11 protein-coding genes are annotated in these 14956 nt (G+C 65.8%); 8 read left to right on the top strand and 3 right to left on the bottom strand.

Annotation, left to right across the window (positions count from 1 at the left end; translation table 11 throughout):
* Nucleotides 1–15: 15 nt before the first annotated feature.
* Nucleotides 16–930 (top strand): lysylphosphatidylglycerol synthase domain-containing protein, encoded by a 915-nt coding sequence (locus tag LV476_RS03555; RefSeq protein ID WP_250073509.1) that lies wholly within the window; start codon nt 16–18, stop codon nt 928–930.
* Here the strand turns inward: LV476_RS03555 and LV476_RS03550 are convergent.
* Nucleotides 914–4498 (bottom strand): EAL domain-containing protein, encoded by a 3585-nt coding sequence (locus tag LV476_RS03550; protein WP_250073506.1) that lies wholly within the window; start codon nt 4496–4498, stop codon nt 914–916. The two genes, LV476_RS03555 and LV476_RS03550, sit on opposite strands and share 17 nt — an antisense overlap.
* A 340-nt stretch (nt 4499–4838) precedes the next feature.
* On the opposite strand from LV476_RS03550, the gene LV476_RS03545 reads away from it, so the two are divergent.
* From LV476_RS03545 to LV476_RS03515, 7 genes are all read left to right on the top strand, one after another.
* A complete protein-coding gene (locus LV476_RS03545) occupies nt 4839–5879 on the top strand; it encodes a glycosyltransferase family 2 protein (RefSeq protein WP_250073503.1) in 1041 nt (346 codons plus the stop codon).
* Nucleotides 5879–6703 carry a phosphatase PAP2 family protein gene (locus LV476_RS03540; RefSeq protein ID WP_250073501.1) on the top strand — a complete coding sequence of 275 codons (825 nt, stop codon included), beginning with the start codon at nt 5879–5881 and terminating at the stop codon, nt 6701–6703. The genes LV476_RS03545 and LV476_RS03540 overlap by 1 nt, the downstream gene beginning before the upstream one ends.
* Before the next feature lie 49 nt (nt 6704–6752).
* Entirely contained in the window at nt 6753–8081 is a 1329-nt protein-coding gene (gene hemA, locus LV476_RS03535) for a glutamyl-tRNA reductase (protein WP_250073499.1), read from the top strand.
* A 112-nt stretch (nt 8082–8193) separates the two neighbouring features.
* The gene (gene prfA, locus LV476_RS03530) at nt 8194–9285 is read left to right on the top strand and encodes a peptide chain release factor 1 (RefSeq protein WP_250073497.1); all 1092 of its coding nucleotides are present in this window, start codon (nt 8194–8196) and stop codon (nt 9283–9285) included.
* On the top strand, nt 9282–10166 hold the full coding sequence (gene prmC, locus LV476_RS03525) for a peptide chain release factor N(5)-glutamine methyltransferase (protein ID WP_250073496.1): 885 nt from the start codon (nt 9282–9284) through the stop codon (nt 10164–10166). Before prfA ends, prmC begins: the two co-directional genes overlap by 4 nt.
* A gap of 102 nt (nt 10167–10268) precedes the next feature.
* The gene (locus LV476_RS03520; RefSeq protein WP_250073494.1) at nt 10269–10685 is read left to right on the top strand and encodes a hypothetical protein; all 417 of its coding nucleotides are present in this window, start codon (nt 10269–10271) and stop codon (nt 10683–10685) included.
* Nucleotides 10686–10782: 97 nt separating this feature from the next.
* On the top strand, nt 10783–11547 hold the full coding sequence (locus LV476_RS03515) for a HesA/MoeB/ThiF family protein (RefSeq protein ID WP_250073492.1): 765 nt from the start codon (nt 10783–10785) through the stop codon (nt 11545–11547).
* A 47-nt stretch (nt 11548–11594) separates the two neighbouring features.
* Here LV476_RS03515 and LV476_RS03510 read toward each other — a convergent pair whose 3' ends face one another.
* Both LV476_RS03510 and LV476_RS03505 read right to left on the bottom strand, forming a co-directional pair.
* Entirely contained in the window at nt 11595–13754 is a 2160-nt protein-coding gene (locus LV476_RS03510; RefSeq protein ID WP_250073490.1) for an amylo-alpha-1,6-glucosidase, read from the bottom strand.
* A 41-nt stretch (nt 13755–13795) separates the two neighbouring features.
* Entirely contained in the window at nt 13796–14854 is a 1059-nt protein-coding gene (locus tag LV476_RS03505) for a glycosyltransferase family 4 protein (protein ID WP_284047402.1), read from the bottom strand.
* Nucleotides 14855–14956 lie beyond the last annotated feature (102 nt).

The raw sequence follows: 14956 nt of genomic DNA, 5'->3' as shown, positions 1-14956 counted from the left end.
CGTGGAGCAGCGCCCGTGACGGCAGTGCGTGCGCGCCTCGCGGCCGTTCTGGGTTGGCTGGCCGTCCTGGTCCTGTTGACCTCCGCAATCGCCTGGGTCGGTCCGGAGCGGCTGGTGGCGCCGTGGCGGGCCATCGACCCCCGATCCTTGCTGATCGCGCTGGCCCTGATGTTCGCCAGTTACCTGATCCGCACCCTACGCATCACTCGCTATTTCGAGACCGCGCTGGCCGGACACTTCTGGTCGGCCTTCCGGCTGTCGAGCTGGCACAACCTGATGAACAACCTGTTGCCGATGCGCTCGGGGGAGGTCGCCTTCCCGGTGCTGATGCAGCGGTATTACGGGCTGCCTGCCATGAAGAGCGTGCCGGTGTTGCTCTGGTTCCGCCTGCTGGACCTGCAGGTGGTGCTGCTGATCGGGTTGGCCGCCGGGGGGCATCTGCTCGGCATCGAGCTAGAGTGGCTGGTGCTGCTGACCCTGGCCTTGTTGCTCGCGCCGCTGGCCGTCTACGGGGTTCGTGGCTGGCTGCGCGGATGGATCGACGGGCGCGACGGTCGATGGGCCGAGACGCTGGTTTCCGTCCTCGAGAGCCTGCCTGATCGGCCGTCGCGCTTCATTGCCACGCTGTTCTGGACCTGGGCCAACTGGCTGGTGAAGCTCGCGGCCCTGGGGTGGGTGCTGGCCTCGTTGGCGCCGCTGACATTCGCCGAGGGCGTGCTCGGCGCGATCGGCGGGGATCTGACCACCGTGCTGCCGATCCACGCGCCGGGTGGTTTCGGCACCTACGAGGCCGGGGTGGCCGTCCTTCTTGGCCCGATGGTTGGCGAGGCCAAGGCGGTGTTGGCCGCCGCGGTCAATCTGCACCTGTTCGTGCTCGGGACGGCAATCCTTGCCGCGGCGGCTTCCCTGCTGATCAGACGCCCTCGGTGATGCCGTCGGCCGCCATGTCGCGAATCAGGCGGTCGAGCGCATCGATGAATCCCTGAAGACGCCGTTCGAACGCCTCCGCGGCCAGGCTGCCGTCGTGGAAGTCCTGTAGCAGGGAGAGGATGTCGGTCGCGAGCACGCGGTGTCGGTCCAACTGCTCGGTCGCCCACCAGGCCGCCGCGGCGCGCAACTCGTGATGGCGGGTCGAATGCTCGAGGTGGGCCCGGCCGAGCGTTCGCAGTCCCCAGAGTGCCGCCATGGCGCCGAGTGCAGTCTGGGGTTTGGCTGGATTGACGACGAAGTTGAAGTTGTCCAACCATTCGGCCAGCTGGGCCCTGCGCATCGGGCGGGCGATGGCGAACCCCTGGCCGAGCTGCCCGCCGAGCAGGGCGGTAGCCTCGATCAGGTCCCGTGTTTCCAGGCCTTCAACCACGGTGCGCAGTTCCAGGGCGTGGGCCATCTGGATCATGGAGGCGATGAATGTCAGTACGCGCGCCGGCTCGTGCTGGGCCGCACGAACCATGCCCTGGTCGACCTTGACCGTATTGAACGGCAGGCTGCGCAGGCGCAAGAGGTTGTTGTAGCCCGAGCCCAGGTCGTCCATCGCGAGATTCACGCCCAGTTCCCCGATCCGCTCCATGGGCTGCGCCAGCTCGCCGGGTTCGATGCCGGTGTCCCCCTGTTCGAGGAGTTCCAGCGAGACCCGGCCGGGGCTGATGCCGTGCCGGTCCAGTGCTGCGCGGATGTGCCTTGGGGTGGACGGATCGATCAGCACGCTGACGGGTAGGTTGATCGCTACCGACAGCCGCCGACCGTTGTGTTGCTCGACTTGCCGTAGGCAGTCGAGTGACTGGTCCAGCCCCTGTTCGAACAACCGCATGATCTGCCCGTCGTTCAGCCAGGGAATGAACATGTTGGGCAGGATTTCCTCGCCGGACGGGAGGTACAGGCGCGCAAGTGCCTCGACATGGGTTGGTTGACCGCTCTGTACGTCGATCACCGGCTGGAAGCTCATCTCCAGGCCATCGTCGTAGAAGGCCTGGCGCCAGCGGTCGTAGTCGCCCTTGGCGTACAGCAAGGTCGATGGGCTGCGAATCTGACGCCAGGTCTGGCTCACCAGCGCCATCATCTGACTGACGAAACCTTGCGCGAGGGACGTGGAGAACATGCCGGTAACCCAGCTGTGCAGGCAGATCACCGCGATGGGCTGATCGCGGTTGTCGAGTATCGGCACGGCCACCGAGGCGGCGATCTCCCGGGATTCGGCACGCGTCCGCCACGGCTGCCCGGCGGGGTCCTCGCGGTAGTTGTCGATCGTCGCGATGCGTGCCTCGCGGTAGGCGTGAGACACCGGGTGATCGGACTCCGGGCATTTGAGGTCGAGCGAGGCGTAACGCTCGCTTTCTCCCGCCGTGCCGCCAAACAGATCCGCTCCTTCGGCGTAGTTGGCGACGAATCGGCCGTCGGCGTTGGGCGACAGGATGCTTACGCCGAGGATGCCCGGCAGTGCGGCGAGTGTGTCGATCAGGTGTTCGTTGAACGCCGGCCAGTTGCGCTCGTGTCGTCGGCGTCGATCGAGCTCCGTCAGTGCGCCCTGGAATTCGTCGTCGACGGCCTGCCCGGCATCGAGCTCGTGCGAGAGCTCGCGGCTCAGCCGCTCGGTGAACACGCGTTCCAGCTGGTTCTGATGACGCTGGTTCAGGTGAGTCCGAGTGAAGGTCTCGTTGAACTCGTGCATGTAGACGGTGATCGCGCGTACGAGATCGCTTGCCGAGACCCCCGACAGGGCGTGAATGTGGCCGATTTGGCGGGCGCGGCTCGCGTGCGCCTCCTCGGTGAGCGCCGGGTCGAGCAGGAAAGCAAGGTGACCGGCCTGAACCGTCTTCAGGTCTTCGAACTGAGCCGGGGTGAGCCGATCGAGTACCCGCCAGATCGAGTGCTGCTGAGCCAGTTCGCGGTAGAAACGGTCGATGAAGTGTCCCGTGAGCGTTTCCAGTTCGGGCTGGATGCGGTCCAGCAGCAGTTGCGCCCGCTCGCCGTACGGAGAGACGGTGCCCGTGAGGTCGGGCGTCTCACCGTCGCCGTCGTCGGGCTCTTTTTCCCAGATGATCCAGTCGTGCTCGCGCAGGGTCTTGCTGTTCTTGGCTGCATAGAGAGCGGCGTCGGCGTTCCGGATGAGCTGCTCGGGGGCGCTGTCGTCGATCGGGTACCGGGTCACGCCGATCGAGCCGTTGGCGTGGACTTCGATGCCGTCATCGAGGTGGATCGGTTGGCGGATCGTCGTGGCAACCCGTTCGAGTACGCGTGTCAGGCCCCCGTCGTCCTCGATGTCCTCGAGGATCAGGAGAAACTCGTCGCCACCGAGGCGTGCCGCGGTATCCGTTTCGCGGATCGCGCCCTTGAGCCGGGCGGCGATGGTCATGAGCAGATGGTCGCCGGCGGCGTGGCCGAAGCGGTCGTTGATCGGCTTGAAGTCGTCGAGGTCGAGCAGGGCGACGGCCAGCATCTGCTGGTGGCGATCGGCGCGACCGATGGCCTTCGGCAACTCTGCCTCCACTGCGCGCCGGTTGGCCAGGTTGGTGAGCGGGTCGTGGTAGGCGAGGAAGGTATTGCGCTGTTGTTCCTCGTCGAGGCGTGCACGCAGATCGAGTTGCGTCAGACTGCGATTGACCAACTCGCCCAGGTGGGTGAGCACGTCGGTGACCTGCCGGTCAAGGTCGGATTCGGTGGCGGCGACCACGACCAGGAAGGCCCAGAGGTGACTATCGCGGAACAGCGGGATCAGCGCGCCCAGCGGCGGTGTGTCGAACCAGGACAGCCGCGCGAAGGGTTCGGCGATCCGCTCGTCGAGCACGATCGGGCGGCCTGCGTCGACCAGGGCGTGGGCGCGGCGAACAGCCGCGGCCAGAATCGACCGGACCGTCTCGTCGGGGTGATTGATCAGCTCACTGTCGCCGCCGGTGGCGATCGGTGTGATGCCGTGTTCGGCCGGAGCGACCCACGCGCCGAGGAAAAGCCCGGTCTCGACCAGCTGGGTGCAGACGACGTCGAGCATGTGCTGCTCGTCCTTGGCCAGGATCAGGGTGTCGATCTGGGCCAGCAGCGACTGCATCAGTGCCTGGTCCCGTTCCAGTCTCTCGATGCGCCGGCTCTGGCGCTGTTCGGTTTCGGCCGCATCGTCGTGCCGGCTCTCGAAGACCTGTCGCACGAGTTCTCGCAGCGAGTCGAGGGTTTGCATCTCCGGCAGGGCATCGTGCACTTCGATTGCCCAGTAGCCGGGCACCTCCTCGTCCGATGTGAGCGCCTGGAGCAGCAGCCGGTCCTCGTGGTCGGGCTGAAAGTCGACCGGTGCGTCAGCGAGGGAGTGATCGGGCAGCAGATCGTGATCGAATTCGGTGCTCGCGGCTACCAGCCGGCCGGCCTCGCTCAGGAACACGGCGGTTCGGCTCAGACCGGGGTAACAGGCGGCGATGGCTTCCAGCAGCGTGGCCAGTGCTTCGTCGCGGGGCAGACGGGCGGCGAGCGAGCGGGCCAGGGCCGACAGGTGCGTCGTGGAGAGGGGCAAGGCCATTAGCGACTCGGGCCTACGGCGGACGCGGTGATACGAGAACCGCACAAGCGGAGATGCTCACGGCGGGGTGTCAACGGGTTCTGAGCAGGATGACAGCAGGTCATGATGTTCCGGAGCATCAGGTCGTGAGGACGGCTGGCCAGGCGCGTCGTTCGGCGAATGGCCCTATCGCGGTTGGTCGGAGTGGGGCGTTTCGTGGGCCTGGTCCGGGGTGGCGGCTGGCGATCGATGAGGCTCCTGCCGTACACTGCCCGCGTTCTGACGTGCGATCGTCTTCTTCTGGCCCGTCATACGGTCTGTATCGTACCGCACGATTATTCGTTCCCGAGGAACCCATCCGATGTCGACCATGCTTGCCGCGCCGCTATCGATCGTCGTGCCGATGTTCAACGAGCAGGAGAACGTGGCACCGCTGGTCGACCGAGTCCACGAGGCACTCGCCCAGTATAACGGAGCCTGGGAACTGCTGTTGGTCGACGATGGCTCCTCGGACGCGACGGTCGCCCGCGCCCGCAAGGCGCGTGAATCGTATGGCACGCACGTGCGGCCGATTCCGCTGACGCGCAATTTCGGTCAGACCGCTGCGATGCAGGCGGGCATCGACCTGGCGCGCGGCGAGGTGATCGTCACGATGGACGGCGACCTGCAGAACGACCCGATCGACATTCCGCGCATGGTCGATCGGCTGCTGCGCGAGGACCTGGATCTGGTTGCCGGCTGGCGACGCGATCGCAAGGACAACCTCTGGGTGCGCAAGGTGCCATCGTGGCTTGCCAACCGGCTGATCCGCCGCCTGACGGGCGTGAACCTGCACGACTACGGTTGCAGCCTGAAGGTATTCCGTGCCGAGGTGATCAAAGGCGTGCGTCTCTACGGTGAGATGCACCGTTTCATCCCGGCGTGGCTGGCGACCCAGACCGCGCCCAGCCGCATCGCCGAGGAGGTGGTCACCCACCACCCGCGTACCGCCGGCACGTCCAAGTACGGCCTGTCGCGCACCTTCCGCGTGGTGATCGACCTGCTCAGCGTTTACTTCTTCATGCGGTTCTCGGCCCGGCCGGCGCACTTCTTTGGTCTGCTCGGGACCGGTTTCGGCCTGCTCGGTGGGCTGGGCATGTTCTACCTACTGATCGAAAAGCTCCTCGGGCACGACATCGGCGACCGGCCGCTACTGCTGGTGTCGATCCTGTTCGTGCTGATCGCGGTGCAGATCCTGACCACCGGCGTGCTCTCGGAGATGTTGTCGCGCACCTACTACGAGTCCCGCAACGTGCGCACCTACCACTTGCCGGTACGATTCGATGCCGAGGGCGAGCATGACGCCTTCCTCGAGCCGGGGGGCACCAGTCCGGCCAAGACGAATACCGAGGGGGATCGGTGATGACCGCCTCGGTCGAGCAATATCGTGACCCCGATCCGGCCACCCAGCTGGTGCTGGCCTTCATCGTGACGGCGGCGGTGCTGCTGGTGGCGGTGTTCGCCTGGCCGGGCGGCCGAGAGGTCGTGTTCCATCAGTTCAATGGTCTGGGTGGCGTCGAGGCGACGGTGCCGTTCTGGGCCGGGATCAATGCGCTGGCCGACACCTGGCTCGCGCTGGGTCTGCTTCTGCCATTCGTTCTGTGGCGCCCGCGGCTGGCCATCCTCACCCTGTTCGCCGTGATTATTGCCACGGCTATCACTCATGGGCTCAAGCCGGCGCTGGATGTCATGCGCCCCCCGGCGGTGTTCGGCCCGGGCGATTTCAACCTCATCGGTCACTCGATCTCGAGCAAGGCGTTCCCGTCGGGGCACACGGTCACGGCCTTCACGCTGGCAGGACTGTTGATTTTCGGCCTGCGGCTGCGCTGGCCGTGGGTGGCCGGTCTGCTGGTGCTGGCCTCGGTGATGGGTGCCGGTCGGATGATCGCCGGCGTCCATTGGCCGACAGACGTGCTCGCCGGCTCGATCATCGGCCTGGTATCCGCCTGGGCGGCCGCGCGCCTGACCGATCGCTGGCCGGCTGCCCGGCATGCCCGCTGGCCCGTGCCGGTGGCCGTGGTCGTGTGCGCGATCTGCGCCCTGGGCGCGCCGTGGGTGGACGTCGGCTACCCGCAGGGGGTATGGGCCAACTGGCTGGTCGCGCTGGTGGGCGTGCTGTCACTGTTCGTCGCCACCCTGCGTTACTGGCCCGGTCGCGCCGGTCGCCTCGGGATGCCGAAGCGATGAGCACGCCGGGGGATCGTCAAATCGGGGCGTCCGGGGATATAATTCCGCCATGTCACTGATCGCCTTCGGGGTTAACCACAAGACCGCACCCGTGGACGTGCGCGAGCGGATCGCGTTCGGCCCCGATCGCGTGCAGGAAGCCCTCAAGGATCTCATCGACGATTGCGGCGCGCGCGAGGCGGCAATCGTCTCGACCTGTAACCGCACCGAGATCTACACGCATTCCGAGTGCCTGGTCGATGCACTGGTCGAATGGCTGGCGACTTCCCACCGGATGTCGCCCGAGACGCTGCGCCCGTACATCTATGCCCACACCGACGAGTCGGCCATCCGCCACCTGATGCGGGTGGCCTGCGGGCTCGATTCCATGGTACTGGGCGAGCCGCAGATCCTCGGCCAGATCAAGGACGCCTTCACCCTGGCCCAGGACGCCAACGCCCTCGGGCCGATCCTCGGCCGGCTGTTTCAGAACACCTTCGCGGTGGCCAAGCAGGTGCGGACCGACACGCAGATCGGTGCCTCGCCGGTCTCCGTCGCCTTCGCCGCGGTCAGCCTGGCTCGGCAGATCTTCGGCTCGCTGGAGGAAAAGACCGCGCTACTGATCGGCGCGGGCGAAACCATCGAGCTGTGCGCTCGTCACCTGCAGTCGGCGGGCCTGTCGCGGGTGATCGTCGCCAATCGTTCCATCGAGCGCGCCCACATGCTCGCCGAGCAGTACGAAGGGAGCGCCATCGGGCTGGGTGACATCCCGGCCCACCTGCACCGGGCGGATATCGTGATCTCCTCGACCGCCAGTTCGCTGCCGGTGCTGGGCAAGGGCGCGGTCGAACAGGCGATCCGCGAGCGCAAGCGCCGGCCGATCTTCATGGTCGACATTGCCGTGCCGCGCGACATCGAGCCGCAGGTGGGCAAGCTCCAGGACGTCTATCTCTACACCGTCGACGATCTCAAGACGGTCATCGACGAAGGCCAGCGCAGCCGTCGCGAGGCCGCCGAGCAGGCCGAGGAGATCATCGAGGTCCAGGTCGAACACTTCCTGCAGTGGGTCCAACTGCAGACCGGCGCCGAGCTGATCCGCAACTATCGTCAGCGGGCCGAGCAGATGCGTGATGAAACGCTTGCCCGTGCCCGCTCGATGATCGAATCGGGTCGCGATCCGCAAGACGCACTTGACTATCTCGCGCGCACCCTCACGAATCGCTTGATCCACCAGCCGACGGTGGTTCTGCGTCAGGCCTGCGTCAGTGGCGATCTGGCCACCGTACAGAGCGTCTCCCACGTGGTCGGGCTGGACGAGGACGCCGAGTCCCTCGCTCAGCGTGCCTTGCCCGTCGGGCAGTGGGGCGGACGCTCGGCCGACGACGACCGGGAATCCTAGCCGGCCGATCCTCTTGACGCGTCCGTATCCCGTCGGGGAGCCACGGGCGATGTCGAAGCTCGTCGCCTGACCCCGCTCCGCTTATTTTTCGTTTTCGATTACCGCGCACCTTATGCACAAAGCCCTCGTCGCCCGTCTCGATAACCTGGTGGAACGTTTCGAGGAAGTCACCGCGCTGCTGGCGGACCCCGATGTCATCGCCGATCAGGAGCGTTTCCAGCGCCTGTCGCGCGAGTACGGTCGTCTTGAGGCGCTGGTTAAGACCGTCGATGCCTTCCGCGCGGTGGAGAAGGACCTCGAGGAGGCCCGCTCACTGGTCGATGGCGGCGACCCGGAGATGGCCGAGATGGCGCGGGAGGAGCTGGGCGAGCTCGAGGCGCGTCACGCCGATCTCGACGCCGAGATCGAGCGCCAATTGCTGCCCGAAGACCCCAACGACGAGGGAGATGTCTTCCTCGAGATTCGTGCCGGGGCTGGCGGTGACGAGGCGGCTATCTTCGCCGGCGACCTGTTCCGCATGTACGGACGGTTTGCCGAGGCCCAGGGCTGGAAAGTCGAGGTGCTCTCGGCCTCCGAGGGCGAACATGGTGGCTACCGCGAACTGATATCGCGGGTCAGCGGCGACGGGGTCTACTCGTGGCTCAAGTTCGAGTCGGGCGCGCACCGCGTGCAGCGAGTGCCGGTGACCGAGACCCAGGGGCGAATCCATACTTCGGCGGCCACGGTGGCCGTGATGCCCGTCATCCCGGCGGCGGATGCGCCGGAGATCAACTCGAACGACCTGCGCGTCGATACCTTCCGGGCCTCGGGCGCGGGCGGTCAGCACGTCAACAAGACCGACTCGGCGATCCGCATCACCCACCTGCCCACTGGCACGGTGGTCGAATGTCAGGAGGAACGCTCGCAGCACAAGAACCGCGCCCGGGCGATGGACCTGCTGGCGGCCAAGCTCGCCGACGAGGCGCGCCGCGAGCAAGCCGAGGCGACGGCGGCCAATCGCAAGGCCCTGGTCGGCACCGGTGACCGCTCGGATCGCATCCGTACCTACAATTTCCCGCAAGGTCGTGTCACGGATCACCGCATCAATCTCACCGTCCATCAGCTGGAAAAGATCCTCGGTGGCGATCTGGCCCAGGTGGTGGTTCCGCTGCGTCAGGCAGATCAGGCCGCCCAACTCGAGGCCTTGGCCCAGGAAGGCGCGTGAGCTCGTCGGCCATCGACGCATCTCTCGATGCGCTGCTGCGTCGTTGCGCGGGCACGATCGCGGCCGGCCGAGGATGTGACCGCACCGAAGCCCTGTTCGAGGCCCGTCTGCTGGCCGGTTTCGTCACCGGCGACGACACTACCGCCCTGATGCTGAAGGGCGATCGTGCACCCGAGCCCGAAGTACGCGAGCGATTGGAGGCACTCTGCGCTCGACGAGCCGCGGGCGAACCGGTCGCCTATCTTGTTGGCGAGCGCGGCTTCTGGCGATATCGCTTTCGGACCGCGCCCGGGGTGCTCATCCCGCGCCCCGATACAGAAATACTGGTGGAATGGGCCCTCGAACTGATTCCGCCGACGGTGTCTTTCCGGGTATTAGACCTCGGCACCGGTACGGGGGCGATCGGATTGTCGATTGCGGCCGAACGACCTGATGCCGACGTGCATGCCGTCGATCGCAGTGCGGTGGCAATCGATCTGGCAGCACGGAACCGAGCCTTTCTGGCCGGGCAGGGTGCCGCGGTACGCATGGGCGTTTGGCGGGGAGACTGGCTGACTGCCATCGCGCCCGGCTCGATCGACCTGATCGTTAGCAATCCGCCGTACATCGCGCCCGATGACCCCCATCTCGAACAGGGTGACCTGCGGCACGAGCCGGTGGAGGCACTGGTAGCCGCCGACGCCGGTCTGGCCGACTACTGGCGCATCGTCTCCGAGGCGCAAGGAGCGTTGCGTCCGGGCGGGTGGCTGCTGCTGGAGCACGGCTTCGGGCAGGCCGAGGCAGTCGCCGGGCTTCTCCGTGAGGCCGGTTTCGAGGCGATCGACACACGGCGGGATGTCGGCGGTCATCACCGGGTTACGGGGGGGCGACGCCCGCGCTGAGACCTGCTCATCGGGCGACGTTGCCGTTCTTGGTTCGCCCTGCCAACTGCGCTAGTCTTGAGTCCGTGAAAGCCCAGACCGGGACGAACCCGAGGCGGCGGCATGGACGAAAGACAACTGATCAAGACGCACGAAATCTGGTTTCGAGGCCCGCACCAGGAAGGTGAACCGGCTCGAGGCGCAGAGCACTTCGCCCGGTGGCTTCCCGGCGTGATCGAGGCCCGGCGGCGCGGTCCGTTCTGCCTGGAGGTGGAGTACGACCTGGCCGCCATCTGCCTCAAGTCGATCCGGTTGGCGCTGCAGGCCGGCGGGTTCCATCTGGATGCCGCCCTGATGGAGAAGCTCAAGTGCGCGCTGGTCGACTACACCGAGCAGAGCCAGCGCGAGGCGTTGGGCATCGAGGGCTGCAACCTGCCGCTGCAGAAGTATCGCGCTACCGGTGAGGCGGGTGTTATCCGCGATCGCCATGTCGAGGAGAGCGCCGAACGCCCGGACGACCCCTGGCGTCACTACCTCTGAAGACTGCCTTGAGGCGCGATCTGGCAACGATGCCCGGCTTCGGCCGGGCTTTTGCGTTGCCGCGGCCGTATTACCGCAAGAGATCCACGACGAGACGATGAACGACGATCAACTGCTGCGCTACGGGCGCCATATCATGCTCGACGGCCTGGATTACGAGGGCCAGGAACGCCTGCTTTCCGCGCGGGTGTTGGTCGTCGGTCTCGGTGGGCTGGGCTCGCCGGTAGCGCTGTACCTCGCCGCGAGCGGGGTGGGCGAGCTTCACCTGGCGGACTTCGACCAGGTCGATCTGTCCAACCTGCAGCGCCAGGTGGTGCACGATCAGGCACGCGTGGGGCAGAGCAAGGTCGCCTCGGCCGCCGCACGCCTGCACGAGGTCAACCCCGAGGTGAGTCTGGTGCCGATCGAGACCAAGCTGGCGGGCGCGCGGTTGGTCGAGGCGGTGGCCGGCGTCGATCTGGTGGTCGACTGCTCGGACAACTTCGAGCTGCGTTTTGCCCTCAATGCCGCCTGTGCCGACAAACGGGTGCCGCTGGTCTCCGGTGCCGCGATCCAGTGGGCCGGACAGGTGACCGTCTTCGATCACCGCGACGTAGATGCGCCCTGCTATCGCTGCCTGTACCGCGAGGAGGGTGGCGACGAGCTGCGCTGCGCCGAAACCGGCGTGCTCTCGCCGCTGGTGGGCATGATCGGCAGCCTGCAGGCCGCCGAGGCGATCAAGGTGCTGGCCGGGTCAGGGTGGCCCCTGATCGGCCGCCTGGCGCTGTTCGATCTTAAGGATGCCGAGTGGCGTACCATCAAGTATCGTCAGGATCCCGATTGCCCCATCTGCGCCTCCCGTCGCAGCGCCAAGGGTCGGTGAACCTCGGCACGGTGAGGTCCAGACGGCGGACCTGGCAGCGGTCAACCTCACACCGTCACATTGAGTTCCATCGGGCCTGCTCGTCGCTCGATATTGACCGCGATGTCCTTGCCGTGCCGACGAACGATCAGGTCGAGTTCTGCGTTCCGGTGTCGAATACGTCGTATGCGCAGCCAGGTGATGTAATCCGGTAGGCGCGGATGGTCGAGTGAGACGCGAGCCGCGTCCGGGTCAACGTGCAATCCGAGCATCGCCTCCAGGAACATGAACACGGTGCCGCTGGCCCAGGCTTGCGGTGAGCAGGCCACCGGGTACTGGGTTGGCGCCTGTCCCGATATGCGCTCAAACCCACAGAACAGCTCCGGCAGGCGATGTAGATCGAAGTGAATGGCGGCGTTGAACAGCCCTTCGAGTAGCACCAAGGCGTCGTCCTTGTGACCGTAGGCCGCCATGCCCGCTGCCGCGATGGCGGTATCGTGGGGCCAGACAGACCCGTTGTGGTAGGACATCGGGTTATAGCGGCATTCTTTCTCGAAGATGGTGCGTACGCCCCAGCCGTTGAACGCCGCTGGCGAGATCAGCCCCGCGCTGACCCGGGCCGCCCGTTCGGGGGAGACGATACCCGAATAGAGCAGATGACCAGGGTTGGAGCTGCGCACCGCGCAGGGTCGATCGTCCCCGTCGATCGCCAGGGCGTACGTCCCGATCTGTTCGAGCCAGAAGCGCTGCTCGAAACGAGCCTGCAGTTCCTCCGCCGATCGGCGCCAGTCGGACGCCAGGGGGGCGAGACCGAGAAGGTCAGCCATTTCGCTTCCCCGGCGCAGGGCATCGAAGGCATAGCCCTGTACTTCGCATATCGCGACCGGTGGCCGGGGCGGCTGTCCGTCAACGTGAAAGACGGCATCATCGGAATCCTTCCAGCCCTGTTGGACCAGGCCCTTGGCGTCATGCCGTGAGTAGACAAGAAATCCATGCTGTGACAACTGTCCGGTGACCCATGCCAGCGCCCGTGAGATATTGGGCCAGATCCCCCGGATGAATTCGCGATCGCCGGTCCGGCGGTAGTATTTATACGCCAACATCACGAATAGCGGCGTGGCATCTACCGAGCCGTAGTAGCGGCGGAAGGGTACTTCACCGAGCGCCGCCATTTCGCCATCGCGCATTTCGTGAATGATCTTCCCCGGTTCGGCCTCGTTGGCCGGATCCTCGCCGTCGGCTTGGGTATCGGCCAGGAAGGTCAACACGCCCCGTCCGATCTCGGGCTGCGTCCAGAGCGTCTGTAGCGCGGTGATGATGCCGTCGCGACCGAATGGGGTCGAGAACCACGGCACCCCGGCATAGGGGTAGGGGCCGTGGCGTGTCCGGGTGGTAAGCATCTGGAGATCGGCCACCGAGCGGTTGATCCAGTCGTTAAATTGTTCGTTGTCGGTGATTACCTCGGTACGTGATTCCCGGTCGGCGGCGACCTCTGCCTCGATTGCCTGCATGGTCCGATCGTGGTCCGGGACGAGAAACCCGGCCTCTCCAATATCGCAGGAGATCGTTGTCTCGATGTGGCAACTCTCGCCCGGTCCGAGTTCGATGTCGAAACTGGCCGTGTTCGCGTCAATCCTGCTTGGGGCGGGCGAAAAGCCGGCTCGTGTGCGCCGGGTCACGCCATCGAGTCCGTCATAACCGAATATCATCGCGTTCGCCTCGATCTGGGGTGTCCGATCATTGCCTCGGCGGGGCCGTGTGTTGCCTCGGACCTCGAAGATATCGCGGAAGTCCGCGCCGATCTCGTAGGTCAGCTCGAAGGCACGCGTTTCCTGGTGGTAGTTGGTCAGCGACAGCTGCTCGGTAAGGACGTAATCGTGGATCCCTAGCTCCCGACGTATGTGCAGGCTGCCCTTCGGCAACCAGCATCTTCCGTCGACGAACAGGTCAGGTGATGTCTGGTCGATCGCCAGTCGACTGTTGTCCAGATGGACCATGGAATTCAATAATACCGGCTCTCGCCCGGCGAGCAGAAGGTGCCAGTAGGACACATGCCGGGTGCCGCGGTAGTAAAACCCTTGGTCGCCGAAGCCGGCATGGCCCATTTCCCCATGACGGCTGAACACCACGAAGCCATCCCCGGACTTCAGCACGCGGTTGCGGTCGTCCGCTCGGGCCGACATGGCCGGGATATACCAGCGGTTGTCGATCTGAATCGCGTCGTCCATCGGTTACCCCTCCATCAGTCGGTTCGAAAGAAACATTGCGCTCACGCGGGCGCGGCAAGCTGCCGATAAAGATCCAGATACCCGCGAACCATGTGATCGACGGTGAAGCGCTGCTCGAAATAGGCACGGCAGGCGGAGCGATCGATCCGGTCGATCCGGTCGAGGGCGCTTACCGCCTCGTCGACCGACGCGACCACGAAGCCGCTTACGCCTTCGCTCATGACCTCGGGTACGGCGCCCTGGCGGTAGGCAATAACCGGCGTGCCGCACGCCATCGCCTCGACCATGGCCAGTCCGAATGGCTCCGGCCAGTCGATTGGGAACAACAGGGCCAGCGCCCCGCCTAGCAATTCGTTCTTGCCTTGCTCGTCAATCTCGCCCACGTACTCGATCAGCGGATGCGTCAGGCGGTCCCGGACGCGGGCCTCAAAGTAGTCCCGGTCGACCGGGTCGACCTTGGCGGCCATTTTCAGTGGGATACCCGCCCGGATGGCGATGTCGATCGCCGCTTCGGGTCCCTTTTCCGGCGAGATCCGCCCGAGGAAGGCCAAGTAGCGTCCCTGTTCGTGCCGAAACGTGTAGGAACCGGCCGGGATGCCGTTGTAGACGGTCCCCGCCCACCGGGCGACGTCCCGTAGCGCGCCGCGCTGATTATCGGAGATGGAGGCGACGTGGATGTCGCTGAATTCCTCGAACAGGGGGAGGAGGTCCGGGAGGTTCAGGCGCCCGTGGAGAGTAGTCAGTTGAGGGACCGACATCCGGCGCCAGAGCGGGAAGTGTAGGAAGTCGGTATGGAAATGGACCAGATCGTAATCCGCCGCTTCCTGGGCCACCAGGGCGAGTTGCAGGACGTGCCACGCAAGGGGGTCTCGTCGTGTCGTCGAGACCCTTAGGGATTCCCTCACGCCTGGATGCAGACGCGCGCTGGTTCGGGAATCGCCGCTGGCGTAGAGGGTCACCTCGTGTCCTTGTTTCACCAGTGCTTCGGTGAGGTAGTGCACGATGCGCTCGGTTCCCCCATAGGTACGGGGCGGAACGCTTTCGTGTAACGGGGCGACCTGCGCAATTCTCACCGCACCACCTCCACCATTGGCCGGCATCTTGAGATGCCCTCCGGTGGCAGACGGTGGCTAGCCCCCGGAGTCGGCGAAACACCGGCAGGCCGACGAACGGGTCGGCGGCCGGTGAGTGAGTGTAGTCGC

The organism is Guyparkeria hydrothermalis (assembly GCF_023555385.1).
Classification (GTDB): domain Bacteria; phylum Pseudomonadota; class Gammaproteobacteria; order Halothiobacillales; family Halothiobacillaceae; genus Guyparkeria; species Guyparkeria hydrothermalis_A.
Note: the sequence above shows the minus strand (reverse complement) of the source record. Positions and strands in the feature narration are given on the sequence as shown.